This window comes from Ferdinandcohnia sp. QZ13 (genome assembly GCF_031324165.1).
Lineage (GTDB): Bacteria > Bacillota > Bacilli > Bacillales > Bacillaceae_L > Ferdinandcohnia.
Genome location: NZ_JAVIVW010000001.1, coordinates 1,369,074 through 1,390,280 on the forward strand (window position 1 = coordinate 1,369,074; position 21,207 = coordinate 1,390,280).

Genomic DNA, 21,207 nt, shown 5'->3' on the forward strand with positions numbered 1-21,207 from the left:
TATTTAAGGGTTTAGTCATAATGGTGGGTAAAAATATTGGTAGGTACTCGAAGTCTAATAAGCTAGTGAAATTTAAGTAAACGTTTACATTTTGTAAAAAGGAGTTTGTTAATCTTTATGAGGTCCAATACTTGAATAATTCCTCATTAAAGAGAAAAATCCTCTTTTTCATCAAAAAAAGTAGGGGTATATTTTCCTATACCCCTTCTGCCACTCCAAATAACTCATTTAGAATAATGATTTTCTTATTCGTATATTCCATAAAATTTTCGTTGTAGGATTTTGGATCCTTTGGGTTTGCAAACTGCGTAATTTTTCCTGTTACTGGGTCCACAAATTTACTTGCTGCACCACAGCCTAGGCCAATAATTGTTTGCATTTCTTCCATAATCATAATATTGTAGATGCTCTCTTGACCCGGAAGTGAATAGCCAACATTTTCTAGGTTTCCTAGAATGTTTTTCATTCGATATAAATAATAAGGTACATAACCATGTTCCTTCGTCCATGTAGAAGCATTGTTCATCATATCTGTAATTTCTTCACGACCTGCAACCTTATATTTTTTCTTATTCCGTGTCATTTCGGAAGCACGCTTAAAAGATAAGGTATGAACAGTTAATGATTCAGGCATCAGCTTTTCTGTTTCTGCAAGTGTATAGTTGAACTCTTCCACTCCTTCACCAGGCAGACCAATAATTAAGTCCATATTGATATTGTTCATTCCCATGTTTCTTGCGAGATGGAACTTTTCAATAGTTTCTTCTACTGTGTGATGGCGGCCAATCGCTTTTAATGTTTCTTGAATATAGGACTGGGGATTAATACTGATTCTGTCAATATTCCACTTTTTAAGAACGTCGAGTTTTTCCGGTGTAATCGTGTCAGGTCTTCCCGCTTCAACCGTGATTTCTCGAATATGTTGAACATCTGGGAAAGACTGATACATTTCTTCATAAAGCATGTCCATCTCTTCAGCTGTAATGCTTGTTGGGGTTCCACCACCGTAATAGACAGTGGTTATTTTAATATTGTTCTCTTTTAACCAACGACCTATCTCGCGCATCTCATAATGAAGACCTCCAAGGAATGAATCCACTGAGCCTTGTCTTCCATTGATTGCATACGCAGGGAATGTGCAATATGCACATTTTGTTGGACAGAAAGGAATCCCAATATAAATACTCACTTCATTTTGTAGTTGATATAAATCTGGAACCATTGTGAGTTGACGGTCGACAATTTGCCGCATTAAATCAAGTTTTTCATCGGTAATTAAATAATCTTCTTTTAATTGTTTGTGAGCCGTTTCTGGTGATACACCTTCTTGGATCTTTTTGTGCAACAGCTTTGTCGGACGCACACCTGTAAGCATTCCCCACGGCTGAGTTATACCTGTGAATTCTTGCATAACCATGACATAGACATGTGAAACCGCATTTTTAATCTTTTTAAATCGCTCTTTTTCATTCTCAAACGGAGGAAATTCCTTATTATAGCTTCCCACGTATTCATTACCAGACTTCAATTCAATTAGTTTCGCAGTTGAGGTAATGAAAGGATTAGGATATTCATATTGAAATTCTATTATTAGTTCAGGATTTTCTAATTCTGTAATGGAAAGCTCACTTTCCTCAAAAAATAGATTTGTGATGAGCTGAAGTGGACGAATAAATCGCTCATCCTCAAGCCCTTTGAACAAAATACGCATAGTTTGCCTCACCTTTTCAAAAATTTAGCTTATTCAAGTGTACAGAATGTACGTTTTTAAATCAATATGAGAAATTTGGGTTGGATTTTGAGTTGGGCGAAGATGATCTATCGGCGTTATTCGGATTCTATCGGCGTTATTTCATTTCTATCAACGATAATCCATATCTATCGACGTCAGCAACTTTGCCCATATAAAAACCTCCACAAACTGTGGAGGTACTCTAAAGCAGCTTTATTTTTCAACCTTAATCTGTTTTAAAAACTCAATTCTCTGCTGCTTTCGGAAATGCTCTTTGATCATGTAGGAGACCCCATTCATATTGTTAGAACGCGTTACCCAGTCGGCTGCAAATTTAACTTCCTTCGGTGCGTTCCACATCGCAACCCCTAACCCAGCGGATTTTATCATTTCAATATCATCTGTTGAATCACCAATGACGACTGTTTCATGTAATGGAATATCTAAATGATTAGCTAGCTCTTGTAAGCCATTGAGTTTAGAAACTCCTAATGGTGTAATTTCTAGCTTATGTGGTTCAGTTAAATCGACTTGGGTATCCCGGAAGTGCTCATTAATAGTTTCCTTAATCGTTACCAGTTCATCTTCGCTTTGTGAATACACCTCTATTTTAGGTGGGGCAACAGGAGTATCTGTTAAATAATCACCTAGTGAATCGACGAACTGCATTGGATAAAAAAGTGGGTCGCCTGAGCCAAACATTGCCTTTGCGATAAGGTTACCAGGGAACCTCATCCGATTACCAATTGAAAACTTTTCATGCTGGAGGCGAATACTACACTTAAAGTTTTCTAAAACTTGGACAATGTTAAAAGTTTTCTCTTCAGATATTCGCTTTACAAAAATGGGATCATCTAGATTTGTGCTAATGAAACCTCCATTATGCGTAATTAAAAATGAGTCTAACTTTAAAGCCTTGGCTATTTTTTTCGTCGATGCGAAGTGACGCCTTGTTACGAGAGTCACATAAACTTCCTTTGCTCGTACGTAATCAATAGCTTCCTTTGTTCCACTTTGAAGCCGACCATTCGGACGGAGTAATGTCCCATCAACATTTATTGCAAGTAACCTATACATATGCAGGTCCTCCTTCTCGGTGTTGCTGTCCCTATATTTATGGTTATGAAAAAATAAAGTTGATTAGAACATTAGGTTTTACATGAATGAACGAAAACAAAAAGAACCCCCGCCAATTCGCGTAGGGTTCCTCAAACCTTATTGTTGCATGCTGCCATATAGTTCTTCAAGTGGCTTTAACATGATTTGATTTAGTTCACCGATGACAACGCTCATGCGTTGCTCAGCTTCCATAAGTCTTGCAATAGTAGGATGCTGTTGAACAAGCGCTACTTGTCGTTGAGCCTGCTCTACTTCTGCTTGTGAAATATCTTCACCCATCATTTGTTTTTGCTGAAGGGATAATTGTATGTTTCGGAAGCTTTCAAATAATTTCTTTGCACCTGGGTCATTGTTGACTTGATCGTATAGTTGCTTTAACTGTTTAAACTCATCACTTTCACGAATTGCCTTTTCAACTCCATACGCAACATCATATAAATTCACACCCATTTTACCTACCTCCTTTTCCAGATTTAATGCGAGGAAAAATGGTTCTTTTCCACTATAACAAACATTCCCATGTAATTCATCTCTATCTGTAAAATCTGGGTTCTCTTTAACATATTCTTCACATCAGATTTTGCCAATACTTATTGTTAAAAAAACTGGGCTATAATTCCTTGAAATATACCAATGATTCCACCAAGCAGTGCTCCTAAATACGTAATCATTTTGAATTCACGTTTGGATATACCTAACACCATTTCCTCCAAACGCTCCACAGAAAACGTTCCAACTTGGTCTTTAACAATTTCCTCCAGCTTGAGGCTTTTCATCATTTTATCAATGCGGTTTGCCACAAATTCGCCCGCCATTTCAATTCCCTTAGGAACGAAAGTCTCGAGGATTCTGTCTTTATATGGTAGTAATACCACATTTGCAGGGGTTGCAAGATATTTCTTAACAGGGAAGACATGTAAAGTCTGTTCCTTTAAGAAGGTAAGAATTTTTTCTGAACCCACCTGTTCGATCACTCTATTAACCTCCCAGGCCTTGACCTTATTCCACTCTTTTTCAATTAATGAATGTAAAAGTTCATTTGTTCCTGTGCTTCTTAGAAATTTTATGATTTCTGGTTGAATTTTATCAATTAAGCTTGTGTTTCCTAAAAACATTTGCACCATATTCCCAAGCATGCCTCGGGTGGATAGGAAATCATCCATCATTCTTTTTAGGCGATGTTTTCCTTCTTCACTCTCAAAATACTCAACGCCTTTTTCCGTGATATATTCCACTACTTCTGGAAACTTTAGTTCTATTTTTGAAAGAAGTTCTTCAGGAATGATATGACCGATTTCCTTCGTACCCATTTCATCTAAAAGACTCACATATTTCTTTTCAATCACGTTAATTAGTTTTTGCTCTGCTACTTCATCAAGATTATGTATGCCTAGATGTTCCGAAAGCTCGTTGAAGTTTTTATCTGTGTCAAGTAGTTTGGCAACCTCTTCCTTCGCCCAGCCTTCGATTGTACGAACGAAGCTTTCATCTCGTAGTTTATTCTTTAGGCTTTCAGGTGTTAAAAGATGTTCTACTACAGTTCTTCCCATCTGTCTTGCTAGCTCATCCCTACGTTTTGGGATTAATCCAGGAGTAAATGGAAGTCGCTTTCCACCAATGTAGATGGCTTTATAGGGCCGAAACAGCATTTTAATTGCCAGAGAATTCGTGACTCCCCCAATGATGGCTCCAATCACCATCATAAATACGATCATTAAAAATACATTCATGCAATCACCTTCTAAAATTGAACTTTATTAAGTAACAGTTTTACTTATTTTCTCATACGATACGTTATCAGACATTCGCCTATTTTTATGGCTGAACCGTTTTCTCGATTGAAGTACCACCTTATCAATTATAGTGTTTGAACGTCAAGTTACGCAAATGGGGTTTTCATGATGACGGAAAAAATTCTTATTGAGGTGATTCCTGTTTCTAACAAGCAGGTGTCCCCTTTGCAAATACAAATGAGTGACAAGATCTTTAAAGAGTTTGGACTACAAAACCAACAGAAAGTTGAATTATCGTGCAACAGGAATAGTGTCATCGTCGAAATCGTATCTTTAAATGAAAGCGATCTTGTAATCCAATGTTGTGACTTTATATTGCAAGAATTGCAGCTCCCTCAAGAAAATTTTTCAATTACTCTTTTAAAAAAATCAAATGAAAGACTTGAAATCGGTCCAGTCGTAGGACTTTTAACAGAGGTAACCGAAAAAAACAATCAAATATCACTTGGTTCCATTGAAGAGTTTTGCGAGGAAATATCGCTTTATGCAAACGAAATCGGGGTATTTTTTTATGTATTCTCGTTAAATACCTTTTATAAGCATAGTGGGTATATCTATTTAGATGGAACGTGGAAAAAGTCAATTGTTCCGTACCCTCAGGTAGTCCACAATCGAATTCACTCCCGTAAACGGGAACAATCCCGAAGGTTTATCGACTTTACAAATGAATTGCAGATGAACAATGTTCCATATTTTAATGATCACTTTTTAAATAAGTGGGAAGTGCATGAAATATTGAAGGAATATGAGCATCTCCATTCATATATCCCAGATACTGAACTATTAACAGGTAGAGATGTTCTCTTTGAAATGCTTGAGAAATATAAATGTGTTTTTGTAAAACCGGTGCATGGCAGTCAAGGTAGAAATATTTTTCGAATTCATAAAACAGACGAAGGTAAATATTTATTAGATTATACAACCTTCTCAGGTGACATTGAGACTGTGCATTATAGCTTTGTATCCCTGTTTCAATCCTTATTTTCACGTTTAAAACAACAAACATTCATTGTTCAGGAATGCATTTCACTTCTATTATATAAGGAACAACCATTGGATTTTCGTGTGTTATGCCAAAAGCAATCAAGTGACAAATGGCAGCTAACATCTATAATTGCACGGGTATCGTCAAAGGACCAATTCGTTTCCAACCTTGCAAGAGGCGGAGAAATTCAAAAGGTCCATAACGTTCTTATCGAAAATTTTGAAGAAAAACAAATTCCTCATATTAAAAAATTAATGAAAGAGTTAGCATTAGAGGTTGCCACCCTTATTGATGGAAGGGACGACGGAATATTTGCAGAGTTAGGAATTGACCTTGCGCTTGATGAAAATGGGAAACCAACGATTATTGAGGTCAACACAAAGCCATCAAAAAACCAAGAACAGGATCAAATATCAACCAAAATTCGCCCAAGTGCAAAAGCGATTTTACAGCATTGTGTCTATCTCGTCCAACATCGATTCATAAACGATATGTAAGAAAGGAGAGGGTTTTATGATTTCACTGGGGTTTGTAACGCTTTATCCGAACCAGGAACTCGGGCTTGCCACGGAACTCGCAAAACGAGCTCCTAAATTTGGGATACAACTGTACCGATTTACTCCAACATCGATTGAACCTACCTCTGAATTAGTTCGTGGAGAAACATTTAATCACAAGACTACTAAGTGGGAACAAAGCACGTTTGAAATACCAATGTTTTTATATGACCGTTGTTTCTATTCAAGGGATGAAATATCCAAAAAAAGTCAGCCGATTATGAACTGGTTAAAGTTGCGTCCAGCAAATGTTTTTCTAGGGCATGGTTTACCAAACAAATGGGAAATTTACAACACCTTACGTCAAGATAAGGAATTATCACCCTATGTCCCTTCTACTGAGAAAGCTCTCTCCTCTTCTACCATCCTACGAGCTTTAACGAAAAAGCATCAAATTATCCTAAAACCAGAGAGAGGGTCAATGGGAAAAGGAATTATTGGCCTTTTTCTTCATCGTAATTATGTAGAGGTTCTCTATAAAGATGAAAAACTTCTAAAAAAGAACCAATTTACAACAAGAAGGGATTTAAAAAAGTGGCTAGACTCCATAATTAGCAATCAACCGTACTTATTACAACCATATTTGCCGCTACACAATGAAGAAAATCGTCCTTTTGATATTCGAATTTTACTTCAAAAAGACGGCCAAGGAAAATGGATTGAACAAGGTCGAGGGATTCGCCTTGGAATGCCGGATCACCTCATTTCAAATTTAGGGGGTGGCGGAGAAACTCGCTCTTATGAAAGTTGGACTGAAAATATGTCTTTTCATCAAAAGCAATTACTTTCGGATAATATTCATACAATTATTAATAGGCTACCAGAATTGTTAGAAAAGCAATTTGAACCTCTGTTTGAAATTGGCATTGATTTAGGTCTTACAAGTGAGGGCGCCATATGGATATTAGACACCAATTCAAAGCCAGGTAGAAAGGTTATTTTAGAAACCAGTCCAGAAAAAGAAGATGCCCTATACAATACACTATTACAGTATTGCCTTCATCTTCATTCAAAACAAACTACCTAAAAAGGAGCTGAGAAAAATGCGAACACCGCTACCGCTTAAAATAGTACAGGAAGAACAAGGAAAAGTGTATATTCCTACTACTATTCAATTAAAAACACCCATTAAGCATATTTTGTTTGGAACGTCCTCCTGTGATTGTGAGGTTATCCAAGTAGATAAGCAGGAAATCAAATTGTCAGAAGATATATTTGTAGCCTTAAAGATTCCATACAGTAGTACGACACAGGTTTTTATTCATGAAGACCATCTCTACATTGGGCCTCTTGTCGGAATTTTTACAGCAGGTTTTAGCGAGTCAATGATTCGACCAATTGGAGAGAGAACCTTATTCTTTGCAAAGCTTTTGGCTCAAGAAAAAGCAGTTGGGGCTTATGTATTTATTTTTGGAGCAAAGCATATTGATTGGGAAAAAGGTACCATTCTTGGTCTATTTCATAACCATAATGGCTGGGAAACAGTTGAAGTTCCATTTCCTAATGTGGTCTATGACCGCCTTCCAAACCGCCGAACTGAAAAACATAAGGCCTTACGTGAAATTAAACAACGAATGCAACATGAGTACTTAATTCCCTGGTTTAATCCTGGATTTTTCGATAAATGGGAAATTCACCAGTTGTTAGAGGGAGATCATCGGGTTTCAATCTATTTACCTGAAACCCATAAAAGCCCTACCTTCACTTTAATCGAGCGTATGCTATCGAAATATCAGCATGTTTACATTAAACCAGCAAACGGCAGTCTTGGTTTAGGTATATATCAAGTTTTATTTGACCGAGAAACCGGTAATTATTATTGTCGATATCGTGATCAAGATGGAAAAAATCGTCTTCAGCGTTTTTCTTCCGTTGAGTCTTTTATCAACACGCACTTCCGCCACAAACAATTGGAGCACTATATCGTCCAACAAGGAATTCATTTGCTCCGAAGCGATCATAAAACAATTGATTTTAGGATCCATACAAATAAGGATGAAAAAGGCAATTGGCAGGTCAGTGTGATGGCAGGAAAAATTGCTGGACGTGGCAGTGTGACAACACATCTAAACAACGGTGGTGTCGTTCGTACACTCACTGAAATTTTTCCAGATGTAGAAGAATGCAAGAACGTAACGGATTCTCTAAAACAGGCAGCGCTATCTCTAAGCGAAGCCATTGATTCTAGACAAAAAGGACATATTGGGGAACTTGGATTTGATTTAGGAATCGATAAAAATGGCAGTGTGTGGCTGTTCGAGGCAAATTCCAAGCCAGGTCGTTCGATTTTTTCACATCCAAAACTAAGAAAATATGATAAACTCTCAAGCAGGCTTCCACTGCAATATGCCGTCTATTTAACAGAAACAACGATTAAGAAGCCAGAGGAAGTTTACAAATGAGTACCATTTATTATCATATTGAAAAAAAGAAATGGTATCAATGTGAAGAAACAAATGGACTTATTTTTGGAAAGACAAACACCATGATTTCTTATGTAGGGAGCTGCCCAGAGCAATCGCTCCCTTTTTTTGTTAATAAAGCTGGAAATATGGTTGGCCCTCTCATTGGCATTCTAACTGGTAGCTCAAAAGACAACACTTTTATTGGTAATCTTAAGGTACTAAAAAGAATTTTAACCTCCTTACAGGATCATGGTGCATTAGGAATCGTGATTACGCCAAAGTCAATAAAGGGACATTTAGTGGAAGCTTTTACCTTTTACCAACCATTACAAAAATGGATCAAATTACAAACTCCTCTTCCGAATGCTGTGTATAACCGTATTCCTTATCGTCACATGGAGGAATCGAAGGATTTTAATGACATTATTTCTTTCTTTAAAAAAGAGAATATCTCTTTTTTTAATCCACACTTTTTTTCTAAATGGGAGGTACAGCGGATTTTAAAGAAGAATGATTTTGTTCAACGATTTCTTCCTGAGACCACCCTTCTCAAACATATAAGCGACCTCAAAAAAATGGTGGCCAAACATCAAATCCTCTATATAAAAAGTTCAACAGGCCATAAAGGTATTGATCTTTACAGACTGAAAACATCTCAAAATGGAATAATTGTAGAAACACCCCACGGAAAACAAAGCTACCCAACCCTCACCTCATTTTGGGAGGAATATAAGGATGTCTTTGAAACAAACAACTATTTATTACAGGAAGCAATTCAGGCAGACACACATGGTGGGAAACGTTATGATCTGAGAATTTTATGTCATTATCGTGATAACGGACATTTTATAAGCGGTATTGGGGTAAGAGTTGCTGGTGAAAATGGTGTGACGACACATGTCCCAAATGGTGGCTCAATAATCCCCTATCAATTCGTCCGTGATCGATTTGATGAAGCCCTTTTGCAAAAGCTTGTGTTTGAGATTGGAAGAACGCTCATGGACGAAACAGGAGAGTTTATTGGAGAGTTCTCCATTGACCTCGGTCGTTCGAAGAATGGTGCCATTTTTATTTATGAAATCAATTCAAAGCCAATGGTGTTTGATGAAGTAGATATTCATCAAAAAGGACTTGAAAATTTAACCAGACTCCTTATAATGGAAGCAAATAAGACCGCAAATAAAACCTAAGGAGAACTTACGATGATCTCACATTTTCAATATAAGCCTTTATATAAAAGCAGCAAAATTCCCGGTTGGAGCTTTTCTTTTTACTTTCAAGGAACAAAATATCATGGCATTTATAATAAGGATGGAAGCATTGATTGGCAAGGCAGCCACCCGGATTTGAAAGTCATTAATGACATTACTAAACAAATTCATGAATTAATGCTCTTCCATGTTTACGAATAACGAATCTTTTTTCACCTCCTTCACATACTAAGATAAAAAGGAGGGTTTTTTTATGGATAAAAACGGAAAAGAGCGTGAAGACCTTCAATACGAGGGGAAAGATGAAGTATTCATGGATGTGGACCGCTTCATAAATGAAGGAATGGCTGGGGGGAGCGTCTACCGTTATCATGATAAAACAAATATAGAGGAAGCACGCGAATTTGAGAAAGAAGAACCACCGAATGTAATTGAATAACAAGTTAGCGACACAGTCTCCTTCTGTTATAATAGAAGGAGACTTTTTTTGATTGAATTGAAGGAGTATTTTACATGATTGAAAATTTGATGAAGCATTATAAGGATGCTTTTATAACAGCAGAATCACCATATAAGACAGATTTATATTCATGGTTTTTAACAGACACAGGAACTTTTTTTGGAATTAAAAAGGACCGTCTTTCTACAAAAGAGACCTCCCTTTTATCTTCCCTTTTCACACCATATGGCACTCATGTTAATGATATGAACGATACACAGGCATTTTGGTATAACCTTTTGTTTTTACAACAAGGGACCGTATCACCTGAACAATTTTCTTTTTCGCAGTGTAGGTTTATTCAGTTTTATGCCGACCAACCGATTACTGACCATCTTGAATTCCAGGAGGCCATTCAGGCACTGTTACCAAGAGATACGATCTTTCTATGGGAAAATGATTCAAGCGGCGTTCTCATCGAAACAAGAAACGAGGAAATCATTGAGGATGTCTTTTATGATGAAATCACCGTGACGTTAACGAGTGATTTTTACACAGACATGCGTTTATTTATTGGACAAACCCACCCCCTTTCTGACAATCTTGGCTCTCTTTTTCATACTGAAAAAGAATGGTTTCAAAAGGGTATACAATTTTTACATAAACAGAAGGTTTATCGATTACATGATATTCTGCCATTTTTATTACTTGAAGGAATGGATGTAGATTTTCGGAACCAACTGAAAAATGTGATTCCGGAAGAACTACAAGCTGATCATGAATTACTAGAAACGATAAAAGTTTTCTTTGAAAGTGATTTGAATGTTTCAAATGCAGCGAAACGATTATATATGCACCGGAATAGTCTGCAGTACCGAATCGAAAAATTCATTGAAAAGACAGGAATTGATATTAAACATTTCCACGGTGCTGTAACAACATATCTAGCCATTTTGGACCTTGAACATTTTTAGAATTGGTAGACATGCACGAAAACCCTTTCAACGTTTTGTGCACTTTACACATTTACGCATTTTTCTCTTTAAAGTAAACTTTAGCTATAGAAAACGTTTACACTAGGAGGAGAAAAAATGGCTGAATTAGTTTTAGATCATATTTACAAAGTATACGACAATAAAGTAACGGCAGTTGAAGACTTTAACCTTCATATTAAAGATAAAGAATTTATCGTATTCGTAGGTCCATCTGGTTGTGGTAAATCAACTACATTACGTATGATTGCTGGATTAGAAGAGATTTCTCAAGGGGATTTCTACATTGATGATAAACGTGTAAATGATGTTGCTCCGAAAGATCGTGACATCGCGATGGTATTCCAAAACTATGCGCTATACCCACATATGAGTGTATATGATAACATGGCATTCGGTTTAAAGCTTCGTAAATTCCCGAAAGATGAAATTGATCGTCGTGTGAAAGAAGCTGCAAAAATTCTTGGTCTAGAAGAATATTTAACTCGTAAGCCTAAGGCATTATCAGGTGGTCAACGTCAGCGTGTTGCATTAGGACGTGCAATCGTTCGTGACGCTAAGGTATTCTTAATGGACGAACCTTTATCAAACCTTGATGCAAAGCTTCGTGTACAAATGCGTGCTGAAATTTCTAAGCTTCACCAACGCCTTCAAACAACGACTATTTATGTAACTCATGACCAAACAGAAGCGATGACAATGGCTACACGTCTTGTTGTTATGAAAGATGGCATTATCCAACAGGTTGGTGCGCCTAAAGATGTTTACGACAATCCAGAAAACGTATTCGTTGCTGGTTTCATCGGTTCTCCAGCGATGAACTTCTTCCCTGGTACATTACAGGATGGTACCTTCACTATTGGTGATGTAAAAGTTACTGTACCAGAAGGAAAAATGAAGGTTCTTCGTGAACAAGGCTATGTAAACAAAGATATCATCCTTGGTATTCGTCCAGAAGATATTCATGACGAGCCTGTGTTCATTGAATCTGCTCAAGGTTCTAAAATCAATGCACTTATTGAAGTGTCTGAATTAACTGGTGCTGAAACAATGCTTTATTCACAGCTTGCTGATACTGACTTTGTTGCGCGTGTTGATTCACGTACTCAAGCAAAACCAGGTGAGACAGTAGAACTTGCATTTGACATGAACAAATGCCATTTCTTCGACGCAGAAACTGAAAAGAGAATTCGCTAATTATCAAAGACAAAGTCACCCGCTTGCTGGGTGACTTTTTTATTGGGACCTGTGACTCCATCCTCATTCTTTGATTAATTTTATTTCTTGGCTATGGCAGTTAGTACAATAGAATAGATGGGCACATTCATTGTTTTGTAAGGTTGTTTGGATGCCATCTATTTTTTTCATGTCATCTATTTGCATATATGCACTGTAGTCATCAAAGTAATCAATAATACGTCCTGAATCCTCTAAAGAATCCCCACATTGTGCACATGAGAAGCTAGCTTTGTTAAAACCATTACATAATGGACAAATCGGCATGATCTCTTCTCCTACTCATTTTCATATTTAGTTAACACTAGTTTTTCGATGAAACAATGCAGTTATGCTTTCTTTTCCGTAGGAATTAATTGGCAAAGTTAATTTCGAATATAAACTTCATTTCGTTACATAATACTTAGTACAAACACAGCAACACACAACTCACCAAGCAACACATAAAACTTAAAAACACACGGGTTAGCCTAGAGGCTAAGGAAACCCTTATATCTGGTGCAATTCCGGAGTAACCCACCAAAAAAAATCAGTTTAAGGAGATGAAGGAAAAATGGCAAACAACAACAACAGTAACCAATTATTAGTACCAGGTGCAGAACAAGCTATCGACCAAATGAAGTATGAAATTGCTCAAGAATTTGGTGTTAACTTAGGTGCTGACACTACATCTCGCGCAAACGGATCAGTTGGTGGAGAAATTACAAAGCGTTTAGTATCTTTTGCTCAACAATCTATGGGTGGAAGAGCTTAATAACAATTAAATATTTTTGGCTAGAGAGGCACCCTTAAACGGGTGTCTCTTATTTTTCTCTTGATTATACTCTTCCCAACTTTTGACTTGATTTTTTACAGAATATTATTGGGATACTAAACTAGAAGATATGATTATAGGAGGCGTTTGCTTTGAAGGATAAACTTGAAAACAGTACAGAGGAATTAGCTGCAAGACATTACCAGCCTGGAGATTACGAAAAGGACGATCAATTATCCTCAGGACTTGCTACAACCCATGAACAAGTAAGTGATTCATACATGGAAGGCGAAATTGCAGCCCCTTTCAATAATAAGACGAAAACGAAAAATGTAGAATCCTCAAATGAAGGTTACCAGGATTACTATTCATAAGATTTGAAATCCCTTTTAGGAGAGATCCGAATTGAGTGAAGTACAGCAATTTATTCGGGATATAACAACGAAAGCTAAAGACACATTTTCAAATACATCCCAACTTGTAAAAGAAAAAATTAATACTGTTTTGCAAAGACCAATGGCAACGATAGATGACCTTGCCCAATATATTTCAGCCCATCCAGATACGAGTTTCGATACAAAAGAATTTCTTGGGTTTCAGTATCATTTTTACCATCTTAAAGTTTCGGATTTTGTCTTTTATCTCGAAACCAAGGGTGATCATGGTGATTATATTCTAGACTTGTCTGTGTGTTCACCTGAAGGGACACTTTTTGAATACCATTCTTTCGAAAAGAAATATGGAGCAGACGAAAAAGTGCCCATCCCGGCAGCTTTGGCTAGCATCATTCAGTAAATATAAAGGGGGACGGTTCTCACAGTTTTCCATTTTTTTGAAAACCATGAGAACCGTCCCCCTGAATCACTTTGGACCCTTATTTTTCAATTTCTAATATTTGTTGGTTTACTTCTACATTTACTTTTCGGATGCGGCGGTTTTCCACTTCTGTAACTGTTAAGGTGAGATGCAAGTAATCAAAGGTGTCCCCGGTAACTGGAATTTTCTCAAATGATTCAAATATCCAACCCCCAACAGAATGATGGGAGCTTTCCGGTTCTTCAATTCCAATGATTTCTGCAAAATCGTCAAGTGGCATATCCGCATTTATTTCATATGTATTTTCATCTAATTGTGTAATATATTTGATCTTTTCATCATGTTCATCCCAAATCTCACCGACAATCTCTTCGATGATATCTTCTAATGTAATCAAACCTGAAGTTCCGCCAAATTCATCAACAACGATTGCCAAATGTGTTTTGCTCTTTTGAAGCTCTGGCAGCAAGGTTGAGATTTTCATCGATTCCACTACAAAAAATGGTTTGCGGATGATTGAACGAACATTTATTTTCTTTTGTTGAACAAGAAGACTTAAAAATTCACGTTCTGATAGAATGCCAATGATATTGTCGGTATTGTCTTCGTACACTGGCACACGTGAATAACGTTCCTCTAAGAACATATCTCGTATCTTTTCTATCGGATCATTCACCTCAACAGCAACCATATCAATGCGTGGTGTTAATATTTCCCCCACTAAAATATCGTTGAAATCAAGGGAACGGTGTACTAATTCTTTTTCTTTATTATCAATAACTCCTTCTTCTTCACTCAAATCAACCATTACTTTGATTTCTTCTTCGGTGAAGGATGGAGTATCATTATTACTTTTAATAAGCTTGGCTGCTAATGCTTTTAACAATCCAAATAGATAGGTAACTGGTGTGAGTATCTTCATTAATATAAATAATACCCCAGAGACCCGTAATGAGAAATTTTCTGCATTTTCTTTTGCAAATGATTTTGGAAGGACCTCTCCGAAAATTAAAATGAGTAACGTCATAACAAACGTACTAATAACAAGCCCGGTATTTCCCCCAAGAAGATCTGAAGCTAACTTCGATGCAATTGATGCTGCAGCGATATTTACAATATTGTTCCCAACAAGAATAGTCGAAAGGGCGTTATCAAAATGCTCCGTAATATAAAATGCCTTCTTACTTCCACGTCGCTTTTCATCCACATAATTCTTTAGCCGTATTCGATTAACACTTGAATAGGCTGTTTCACTTGCAGAAAAAAACGCTGATAACATGATTAAAACGACTAACAAAATGATGGTACTCAGTGGCAAATCGTCCACGTAAATTTCACACTCCTAAATTGTAATTGACTTTATTTTTGTTTATGATGAATAGAGATAAAGTCAAAATCTTAATACGAGAATATCGATTATTTTTATAATAGCAAACATTCTCTTATATGGGAATGATTATCTATGAATGTGATTTAAATCACACCATGCTATTTTTAGTCTTGATATAGTACTTATAAGAAAAATTAAGCGGCGGTGATAATATGGACTTTAAACTCAATACCTTATATGAAGAAATCGGTGGTGCAGATGCCATTCAAAATTTAGTGGACACCTTTTATCCAAAGGTATATGCCGATCCTGATTTAGCTCCTTTATTCGAAGGAGATATAGAAGAAATTAAAAGAAAACAATATATGTTTTTAACACAATTTACTGGCGGCCAGACATTATATAGCAATGAATTTGGACCTCCGGCAATGCGATATCGTCATATGCCTTTTGAGGTTACACCTACACGTGCTAGAGCTTGGCTTCGTTGTATGAAAGAAGCATTCGAAGAAACAGGTCTTGCTGGTGATGCAGCCGAAGCCTTTTATGCTCGTTTACAACAAGTGGCAGGAATCATGGTAAATACGCCAGATTAACAATAAAGGTGCCATTCTATCGACTCGGCGCCTGAAGGACATCAAAAAAATCCACGAAAACTTCGTGGATTTTTTTATGATTCGATGATTATGGTCCCAATAAAGAATATTAAAACTAACGCTGCCGCAATATTAAATGTAATTGATAATTCGTCCACAGTTACTCCCCCATTATCTTTTATATGGTTTAAGAGTATCATCAAATGTGGAAAAATCAGGTTCGTTTTTAAGGCAGTTTTTTGTCAAAGTGATGAACATTTTGTGAATCGATTTTCGGAGAAACTTGGGTTCATCCTAAATACCGATGATACAGACTCTTTGCTTCTGAAATGTCTTTTGTTCCATGAATGAGAACACGACCATCCCTGAAAACAACCATTCTGTTTGAGCCTTGTGTAAATGATAATAAGAATGGATTTGTTTCTACTATGCCACCTTGAGTAATTAAACGTTTTGCAAGAGAATCTAAGTCTCTTTCCATTCGTTTACTTGGTCGTATTTGAACGGAATCCCTTCCACATAAAACGGCAGATTTTGTCTGATTCTCATAGGATAAAAAAGGATAGGTTGGATTTGTTCCACAAGAAAGACAACCTTCTCTTTTTACACGATCAACTTTTATCGCTGTATGTTGATTTTTCCATAAATCAAATGAAACTAATTTATTTCGTAGTGCATTGAAATCTTCAACCAATATTTTAAGTGCTTCCGTTACCTGATAGGCAACTACCATTTGAACGGCTGGACTTATGATTCCTACCGTATCACATGTCAGTCCTCCCATCGGTATGGTTTCTAGGAGACAATGTAGGCATGGTGTCTTTCCTGGCAAGATGACATAACTAATTCCATAGCTCCCAACACATGCCCCATAAATCCATGGGATGCTGTATTTTTGTGATGCATCATTTAAAAGCATTCTTATGTCAAAATTGTCGGTTGCATCGATGATCAAATCTACTCCATCAATTATTTGTTCAATCTCCTGAACCGATACATCCATAACATGTACTTCGATATCAACATCTGAATTTATTTTTTCTAAGCGTTCTTTTGCTGCAATCGCTTTTGGCAAACGATTGGCTGCATCATGTTCGCTATATAATTGCTGCCTTTGTAAGTTCGTCCACTCCACATAATCGCGATCGACAATTGTTAGCTTTCCGATCCCTGCACGGACAAGCCCCTCGGCACTTCCTGTACCAAGCGCACCAGCACCTACTATGAGAACATGTTTATTTCTAATTTTCCTTTGCCCACTGGTTCCAATTGGAGTAAATAACTCTTGCCGAGAGTAGCGTTCGTTCAACTCAAATTCCTTCCTTCCAATGTAGTTCTGTTGCTATAGTACCATAGGAAAGACCTTTAGATAATAGAAAAAGCCAGAATAGAGAGACTATCCTAGCTAAAAAGTGATTATTCTACATATACTGCTGTTCCGTATGCAATAATTTCAGATGCATTTTGCATGACAGATGAAGTTTGTAGACGCAGCCCGATAACTGCATTTGCTCCTTTTGCCTTCGCATCATCTACCAGTCGACCAATTGCTTTTTGTCGTGCTTCTTCTAGCATTTCCGTGTAATCAGAAATTTCTCCACCTACAATTGTTTTCAACCCTGCCATAATATCTTTACCGATATGCTTTGACTGAACCGTACCTCCTCTTACAAATCCCTTTAGTTCTTTCACTTCTTTACCAGGTACAAAATCAGTAGTCACGATAATCATTCTCGTCATCCTCCTCTTTCTCACGTTTTCGTTCCCATACTAATAAAGCAAATAATAAAACAATGGCAACCATATAAAATGCATAAAACGTCAGCGCCTTTGAAATATCAATAAACAAAAAGACAATTCCTACGATTTGTCCAATAACGGCTATCAACAATACAATATATTTCGCAATAGTCCCCATCATTCCCTACCTGCTTTACGTCGATAAATTTTCCTAGCAAAAATCAGATAAAATACAATTGGCATGGGTATTTGGATCAATCCCCATATTCCCCAAAACCAATAATTATGCCCCCGCTTTCTTGCGTCTAAAAACAACCAAAAGCTTTGAATGAGTAGGATGATGACGATTAATATCCAGAACTTGATGTCATACGTTTTCATGTACGCATCACCCGTTTTCGATACCGATAAAAGCTATAAACTGGGAAGCTAATAGTTGCGATACCTTGAATTAGAATATAAGCAAGTGGCAATTGGAAAAACGCTGTGATTAAAGCCGTCGTCATGAATAATGCGATTAAAATAAAAGCGATTAAATCTCGTCTGAATTTTTTCTTTTGTTTCTGTTGTTCGGCGGCGACTAATTGTTCAAACACTTGAAGATCAGGAGTGAAAACCGAATATTGTTGATCTATTTTAGTGAGTGCTTCATTGATTTCTTGAATCGTTTCTACATCTTCTTCATGTTGTGGTTCGTTCTTTAGTAGGACTAGCTTGTTTTTCTTCATTGGGTCTCAACTCCCTTCTTACTGTTTGAATTCCGTTATGTATTCTTGATTTAACAGTTCCGATGGCGATATGAAGCATATCCGCTATTTCCTCATATGAATACCCATAGTAATGTTTGAGAACAATTGGAATCCGAATTTCATCAGAAAGCCTACCTAATGCAGTAAGAACATCATTCCAATCTTCCGACTGATTATCAAATTGCCACTTCATTTTGCGTAATGCTTGTTCCTGCAGCTGATAGTTATGCTCTCGTTTCTTTTTTCGAAGATCGTCAATGTATAAGTTCGTCGCAATTGTGATGAGCCATGAGGAGAATTTTGCTTTGCCATTATACAATTTAATTTTTTCCATACTTTTCATCATTGCTTCCTGTGCCAGGTCTTCGGCAATATCAGGCTTCATTGTAACTTTTATTAAATATTTTACTAAAAAGGGATAATGCTCCTTAAAAAGCATAGCAAACGCGAGTGTATCACCACGCTTTGCACTGCGAATTAGTTCCTTTTCATCCATGCAATGAATTCTCCCCCAAGAATATTTGGTTATCTTTATTTATCGTTAATAATACGAATGAGGTTATTAAAAAGTTCACTTCATCAAAAAAACTTTTATTTTTTTCTAGTTTAACCAATAAAAGAAGCCAGAACCCCAGCTAGGTTTGGCTTCTCCTTAATCAATTATTCATTTTCTGGTGATGCAGTTTTTCTTGATTGAGCTAATTCATCAGTTAAATTGTCGATGCTGTTTCTGACATTCCCTTTTCCTGACAGGTTTTCAATGATTTCCTTTACATCGATACCAGAGGATGCCTTCAATGATTCCTGCAGGGTGGACATTAAGTTCGTTGCATAGCCAGTAACCTTATTGGCACCGCTATTTTCTCCATTACTGCCTGTGTCGACGACCGTAATTTTATCAATATTGGATAATGGTGCAGCCACTTCTTTCGCATATTGTGGAAGCATTTTAATAACCATATCGAGGATAGCTGCTTTTCCATACTGCTCGAATGCTTCTGCAATTTTTTGTTTTGCTTCGGCTTCTGCAAGACCTGTTAAGCGAATAATTTCTGCTTCTGCTTCCCCTTGTGCACGCTGGGCTTCTGCTTTCGCTAGACCATCGATGCGGATTTTCTCAGCTTCCGCTTTTGCCATTGCTTCGATTCGATATTTATTTGCATCCGCTTCAGCCAATTGCTTTGCTTTTTCTGCCTCTGCCGCTTGAACAACCGCATAACGGTCAGCATCCGCCTTCTTCTTAACCTCTGAATCGTATTGCTTTTCACGACGTAAAATTTCTTTTTCTTCGAGCTCAATTTGCTTTTGTCTTTCAATGATCTGAATTTGCATTTGCTGCTCGGTAACTTCTTGTTTTGCTCTCGCCTCTTCTAGGTGGTAAGCTTGGTCAGCACGCGCTTTCGCAATGTCTTGTTCTCTACGGAATTCCGCAATTTTTAACTGATTAATCTTTTCTGCTTCTGCAACCTCAGTAGCGCGCTCTAGCTCAGACTTCTGCGCTTCTTTCTCAGCTTCAGCACGTTTAATTCTTGTTTCTTTTTCTGCCTCTGCCGTTGCAATATCAGCATCGCGCTTTACTTGAGCAATTCTAGGTTTACCCAAAGAATCGAGGTAACCATTCTTATCTCGGACATCCTTGATTGTGAACGATACAATCATGAGACCCATTTTTGCTAAATCCTGTGAAGCTACCCTTTGCACCTCTTGCGAGAACTTATCACGATTTTTATAGATTTCTTCAACAGTCATTGAACCGAGGATTGAACGAAGATGACCCTCTAATACTTCTCGTGCTTCATTTTCTCTGTCTTCTTTTCGTTTACCTAAAAACTGTTCGGCTGCAGTCGCGATTTCTGAAATAGAGCCTCCGATTTTAATAATAGCAGTACCATCTGCCATAACAGGTACACCTTGCTCTGTATATACTTCAGGTGTTTGAACATCCAGTTTACTCGATAAGAGACTTAATGGTTCAGCCTGTTGGAAGACTGGAAGTACAAATGTACCGCCTCCACGAACAATTTTAATGCGGTTTCCTGCCTCATCCACATGAACGTTTTTTCCACCTAAATAGCTACCAGTTACTATTAGGGCTTCGTCAGGACCCGCTGTTTTGTACTTTGAAACAAATACACCAATAAGTGCAAGTAGTAAAAATGCGACAACTCCGATTACAATCCAAATTCCTGCTGTCATAGTTCATTTCCCCCTTTTATCTTCATATTTTGGTAGGGTAAGACGTATACAACGCCTTCCTTTATATCTATAATAAGAACCTTTTCATCATATGGGATAGGTTCATTATTAAAGCTTTTAGCCGATTTAGCGATGGTTCCACTGATTCCTTCTATAACTACTTCTCCAAAGCCATCTACTGGAATTGAAGTGATGACCTTGCCAATTCGTCCTTTCAAATCCTCTTCTCTGTAGACCATCGATTCTTCTGCAGAAGACAATGGGATCAACACGAAAACATTCAATAATGTGACTAAAATAAGTGCTAATACGAGTGAAATAACAAGAATTAAGAAACTATGAAAGGAAAGCAATTTTTCAAAAATGTAACCTGATGCGCTTAAAAATGTGAGGAATGAAAAAATGAGTGTTGGGCTTAAAAAACTGTCTGGAAAGATCCCCTCTAGAAAGTCACCAAATAGGATAAAAGTGAGGGTACCAATTCCACTTATGACTAAGCCGATTAGATAGATGGTTTGAATATCATATCCAAATAGTTCCATAGCTTCACCTCCAAA

General features: G+C 37.2%; 26 protein-coding genes. 12 read left to right on the forward strand and 14 right to left on the reverse strand.

Annotation, left to right across the window (positions count from 1 at the left end; all coding sequences use genetic code 11):
- Window positions 1-196: 196 nt before the first annotated feature.
- The 4 genes from RGU12_RS06575 to RGU12_RS06590 form a co-directional block, all read right to left on the reverse strand.
- Window positions 197-1,711 carry a coproporphyrinogen III oxidase gene (locus RGU12_RS06575; protein ID WP_309535351.1) on the reverse strand — a complete coding sequence of 505 codons (1,515 nt, stop codon included), beginning with the start codon at window positions 1,709-1,711 and terminating at the stop codon, window positions 197-199.
- A 234-nt stretch (window positions 1,712-1,945) separates the two neighbouring features.
- Window positions 1,946-2,809, reverse strand: coding sequence for a Cof-type HAD-IIB family hydrolase (locus RGU12_RS06580; protein WP_309535352.1), 864 nt, complete (start codon window positions 2,807-2,809; stop codon window positions 1,946-1,948).
- Between the two features lie 138 nt (window positions 2,810-2,947).
- The gene (locus RGU12_RS06585) at window positions 2,948-3,301 is read right to left on the reverse strand and encodes a YlbF/YmcA family competence regulator (protein WP_116351312.1); all 354 of its coding nucleotides are present in this window, start codon (window positions 3,299-3,301) and stop codon (window positions 2,948-2,950) included.
- A gap of 146 nt (window positions 3,302-3,447) precedes the next feature.
- The gene (locus RGU12_RS06590) at window positions 3,448-4,581 is read right to left on the reverse strand and encodes a DUF445 domain-containing protein (RefSeq protein WP_309535353.1); all 1,134 of its coding nucleotides are present in this window, start codon (window positions 4,579-4,581) and stop codon (window positions 3,448-3,450) included.
- A 171-nt stretch (window positions 4,582-4,752) separates the two neighbouring features.
- Here RGU12_RS06590 and RGU12_RS06595 point away from each other — a divergent pair, with 171 nt between their 5' ends.
- From RGU12_RS06595 to RGU12_RS06630, 8 genes are all read left to right on the forward strand, one after another.
- On the forward strand, window positions 4,753-6,126 hold the full coding sequence (locus tag RGU12_RS06595; protein WP_309535354.1) for a YheC/YheD family endospore coat-associated protein: 1,374 nt from the start codon (window positions 4,753-4,755) through the stop codon (window positions 6,124-6,126).
- A gap of 16 nt (window positions 6,127-6,142) precedes the next feature.
- Window positions 6,143-7,213, forward strand: a complete 1,071-nt coding sequence (locus RGU12_RS06600) for a YheC/YheD family endospore coat-associated protein (RefSeq protein WP_309535355.1) — start codon at window positions 6,143-6,145, stop codon at window positions 7,211-7,213.
- A gap of 16 nt (window positions 7,214-7,229) precedes the next feature.
- Complete coding sequence (locus RGU12_RS06605; RefSeq protein WP_309535356.1) at window positions 7,230-8,588, forward strand: YheC/YheD family endospore coat-associated protein; 1,359 nt, start codon at window positions 7,230-7,232, stop codon at window positions 8,586-8,588.
- On the forward strand, window positions 8,585-9,781 hold the full coding sequence (locus RGU12_RS06610) for a YheC/YheD family endospore coat-associated protein (protein ID WP_309535357.1): 1,197 nt from the start codon (window positions 8,585-8,587) through the stop codon (window positions 9,779-9,781). Before RGU12_RS06605 ends, RGU12_RS06610 begins: the two co-directional genes overlap by 4 nt.
- 12 nt (window positions 9,782-9,793) lie before the next feature.
- Complete coding sequence (locus RGU12_RS06615) at window positions 9,794-10,003, forward strand: YheE family protein (protein ID WP_309535358.1); 210 nt, start codon at window positions 9,794-9,796, stop codon at window positions 10,001-10,003.
- 52 nt (window positions 10,004-10,055) lie between these two features.
- Window positions 10,056-10,241, forward strand: coding sequence for a hypothetical protein (locus RGU12_RS06620; protein ID WP_309535359.1), 186 nt, complete (start codon window positions 10,056-10,058; stop codon window positions 10,239-10,241).
- A 74-nt stretch (window positions 10,242-10,315) separates the two neighbouring features.
- Window positions 10,316-11,215, forward strand: a complete 900-nt coding sequence (locus tag RGU12_RS06625; RefSeq protein ID WP_309535360.1) for a PucR family transcriptional regulator — start codon at window positions 10,316-10,318, stop codon at window positions 11,213-11,215.
- Window positions 11,216-11,332: 117 nt separating this feature from the next.
- Window positions 11,333-12,430 carry an ABC transporter ATP-binding protein gene (locus tag RGU12_RS06630; RefSeq protein ID WP_309535361.1) on the forward strand — a complete coding sequence of 366 codons (1,098 nt, stop codon included), beginning with the start codon at window positions 11,333-11,335 and terminating at the stop codon, window positions 12,428-12,430.
- 63 nt (window positions 12,431-12,493) lie between these two features.
- On the opposite strand, the gene RGU12_RS06635 is transcribed toward RGU12_RS06630, so the two are convergent.
- The gene (locus RGU12_RS06635; protein ID WP_309535362.1) at window positions 12,494-12,736 is read right to left on the reverse strand and encodes a hypothetical protein; all 243 of its coding nucleotides are present in this window, start codon (window positions 12,734-12,736) and stop codon (window positions 12,494-12,496) included.
- A 286-nt stretch (window positions 12,737-13,022) separates the two neighbouring features.
- On the opposite strand from RGU12_RS06635, the gene RGU12_RS06640 reads away from it, so the two are divergent.
- From RGU12_RS06640 to RGU12_RS06650, 3 genes are all read left to right on the forward strand, one after another.
- Window positions 13,023-13,223 (forward strand): alpha/beta-type small acid-soluble spore protein, encoded by a 201-nt coding sequence (locus RGU12_RS06640; RefSeq protein ID WP_116351323.1) that lies wholly within the window; start codon window positions 13,023-13,025, stop codon window positions 13,221-13,223.
- Window positions 13,224-13,375: 152 nt separating this feature from the next.
- Window positions 13,376-13,597 (forward strand): YozQ family protein, encoded by a 222-nt coding sequence (locus RGU12_RS06645; RefSeq protein WP_309535363.1) that lies wholly within the window; start codon window positions 13,376-13,378, stop codon window positions 13,595-13,597.
- A 31-nt stretch (window positions 13,598-13,628) separates the two neighbouring features.
- On the forward strand, window positions 13,629-14,018 hold the full coding sequence (locus tag RGU12_RS06650; protein ID WP_309535364.1) for a hypothetical protein: 390 nt from the start codon (window positions 13,629-13,631) through the stop codon (window positions 14,016-14,018).
- A 79-nt stretch (window positions 14,019-14,097) separates the two neighbouring features.
- Here the strand turns inward: RGU12_RS06650 and RGU12_RS06655 are convergent, their stop codons facing one another.
- Window positions 14,098-15,366, reverse strand: a complete 1,269-nt coding sequence (locus RGU12_RS06655) for a hemolysin family protein (RefSeq protein WP_309535365.1) — start codon at window positions 15,364-15,366, stop codon at window positions 14,098-14,100.
- Between the two features lie 215 nt (window positions 15,367-15,581).
- Here RGU12_RS06655 and RGU12_RS06660 point away from each other — a divergent pair, with 215 nt between their 5' ends.
- Entirely contained in the window at window positions 15,582-15,965 is a 384-nt protein-coding gene (locus tag RGU12_RS06660; protein ID WP_309535366.1) for a globin domain-containing protein, read from the forward strand.
- Between the two features lie 289 nt (window positions 15,966-16,254).
- On the opposite strand, the gene RGU12_RS06665 is transcribed toward RGU12_RS06660, so the two are convergent.
- The 8 genes from RGU12_RS06665 to RGU12_RS06700 all read right to left on the reverse strand — a co-directional run bounded on the left by RGU12_RS06665 (window position 16,255) and on the right by RGU12_RS06700 (window position 21,192).
- Entirely contained in the window at window positions 16,255-17,274 is a 1,020-nt protein-coding gene (locus RGU12_RS06665; RefSeq protein ID WP_309535368.1) for a thiazole biosynthesis adenylyltransferase ThiF, read from the reverse strand.
- A 107-nt stretch (window positions 17,275-17,381) separates the two neighbouring features.
- Entirely contained in the window at window positions 17,382-17,696 is a 315-nt protein-coding gene (locus RGU12_RS06670; protein WP_116351329.1) for a YbjQ family protein, read from the reverse strand.
- The gene (locus RGU12_RS06675; RefSeq protein ID WP_223254386.1) at window positions 17,677-17,886 is read right to left on the reverse strand and encodes a hypothetical protein; all 210 of its coding nucleotides are present in this window, start codon (window positions 17,884-17,886) and stop codon (window positions 17,677-17,679) included. The genes RGU12_RS06670 and RGU12_RS06675 overlap by 20 nt, the downstream gene beginning before the upstream one ends.
- Window positions 17,883-18,086: a sigmaY antisigma factor component gene (locus RGU12_RS06680; protein ID WP_309535369.1), complete on the reverse strand. Its 204-nt coding sequence runs from the start codon at window positions 18,084-18,086 to the stop codon at window positions 17,883-17,885. Before RGU12_RS06680 ends, RGU12_RS06675 begins: the two co-directional genes overlap by 4 nt.
- On the reverse strand, window positions 18,083-18,433 hold the full coding sequence (locus RGU12_RS06685) for a YxlC family protein (RefSeq protein ID WP_309535370.1): 351 nt from the start codon (window positions 18,431-18,433) through the stop codon (window positions 18,083-18,085). The genes RGU12_RS06680 and RGU12_RS06685 overlap by 4 nt, the downstream gene beginning before the upstream one ends.
- A complete protein-coding gene (gene sigY / locus RGU12_RS06690; protein ID WP_116351333.1) occupies window positions 18,387-18,950 on the reverse strand; it encodes an RNA polymerase sigma factor SigY in 564 nt (187 codons plus the stop codon). Before sigY ends, RGU12_RS06685 begins: the two co-directional genes overlap by 47 nt.
- Before the next feature lie 164 nt (window positions 18,951-19,114).
- Window positions 19,115-20,650: a flotillin lipid rafts scaffold protein FloT gene (floT, locus tag RGU12_RS06695; protein WP_309535371.1), complete on the reverse strand. Its 1,536-nt coding sequence runs from the start codon at window positions 20,648-20,650 to the stop codon at window positions 19,115-19,117.
- Window positions 20,647-21,192 (reverse strand): NfeD family protein, encoded by a 546-nt coding sequence (locus tag RGU12_RS06700; RefSeq protein WP_116351335.1) that lies wholly within the window; start codon window positions 21,190-21,192, stop codon window positions 20,647-20,649. Before RGU12_RS06700 ends, floT begins: the two co-directional genes overlap by 4 nt.
- Window positions 21,193-21,207: the final 15 nt, after the last annotated feature.

Excerpts from the sequence above, each read along its gene's own strand:
- RGU12_RS06575 (WP_309535351.1), bottom strand. The coding sequence starts at position 1,711 with ATGCGTATTTTGTTCAAAGGGCTTGAGGATGAGCGATTTATTCGTCCA.
- RGU12_RS06580 (WP_309535352.1), bottom strand. The coding sequence starts at position 2,809 with ATGTATAGGTTACTTGCAATAAATGTTGATGGGACATTACTCCGTCCG.
- RGU12_RS06585 (WP_116351312.1), bottom strand. The coding sequence starts at position 3,301 with ATGGGTGTGAATTTATATGATGTTGCGTATGGAGTTGAAAAGGCAATT.
- RGU12_RS06590 (WP_309535353.1), bottom strand. The coding sequence starts at position 4,581 with ATGAATGTATTTTTAATGATCGTATTTATGATGGTGATTGGAGCCATC.
- RGU12_RS06595 (WP_309535354.1), top strand. The coding sequence starts at position 4,753 with ATGACGGAAAAAATTCTTATTGAGGTGATTCCTGTTTCTAACAAGCAG.
- RGU12_RS06600 (WP_309535355.1), top strand. The coding sequence starts at position 6,143 with ATGATTTCACTGGGGTTTGTAACGCTTTATCCGAACCAGGAACTCGGG.
- RGU12_RS06605 (WP_309535356.1), top strand. The coding sequence starts at position 7,230 with ATGCGAACACCGCTACCGCTTAAAATAGTACAGGAAGAACAAGGAAAA.
- RGU12_RS06610 (WP_309535357.1), top strand. The coding sequence starts at position 8,585 with ATGAGTACCATTTATTATCATATTGAAAAAAAGAAATGGTATCAATGT.
- RGU12_RS06615 (WP_309535358.1), top strand. The coding sequence starts at position 9,794 with ATGATCTCACATTTTCAATATAAGCCTTTATATAAAAGCAGCAAAATT.
- RGU12_RS06620 (WP_309535359.1), top strand. The coding sequence starts at position 10,056 with ATGGATAAAAACGGAAAAGAGCGTGAAGACCTTCAATACGAGGGGAAA.
- RGU12_RS06625 (WP_309535360.1), top strand. The coding sequence starts at position 10,316 with ATGATTGAAAATTTGATGAAGCATTATAAGGATGCTTTTATAACAGCA.
- RGU12_RS06630 (WP_309535361.1), top strand. The coding sequence starts at position 11,333 with ATGGCTGAATTAGTTTTAGATCATATTTACAAAGTATACGACAATAAA.
- RGU12_RS06635 (WP_309535362.1), bottom strand. The coding sequence starts at position 12,736 with ATGCCGATTTGTCCATTATGTAATGGTTTTAACAAAGCTAGCTTCTCA.
- RGU12_RS06640 (WP_116351323.1), top strand. The coding sequence starts at position 13,023 with ATGGCAAACAACAACAACAGTAACCAATTATTAGTACCAGGTGCAGAA.
- RGU12_RS06660 (WP_309535366.1), top strand. The coding sequence starts at position 15,582 with ATGGACTTTAAACTCAATACCTTATATGAAGAAATCGGTGGTGCAGAT.
- RGU12_RS06670 (WP_116351329.1), bottom strand. The coding sequence starts at position 17,696 with ATGATTATCGTGACTACTGATTTTGTACCTGGTAAAGAAGTGAAAGAA.
- RGU12_RS06675 (WP_223254386.1), bottom strand. The coding sequence starts at position 17,886 with ATGATGGGGACTATTGCGAAATATATTGTATTGTTGATAGCCGTTATT.
- RGU12_RS06680 (WP_309535369.1), bottom strand. The coding sequence starts at position 18,086 with ATGAAAACGTATGACATCAAGTTCTGGATATTAATCGTCATCATCCTA.
- RGU12_RS06685 (WP_309535370.1), bottom strand. The coding sequence starts at position 18,433 with ATGAAGAAAAACAAGCTAGTCCTACTAAAGAACGAACCACAACATGAA.
- sigY (WP_116351333.1), bottom strand. The coding sequence starts at position 18,950 with ATGGATGAAAAGGAACTAATTCGCAGTGCAAAGCGTGGTGATACACTC.
- floT (WP_309535371.1), bottom strand. The coding sequence starts at position 20,650 with ATGACAGCAGGAATTTGGATTGTAATCGGAGTTGTCGCATTTTTACTA.
- RGU12_RS06700 (WP_116351335.1), bottom strand. The coding sequence starts at position 21,192 with ATGGAACTATTTGGATATGATATTCAAACCATCTATCTAATCGGCTTA.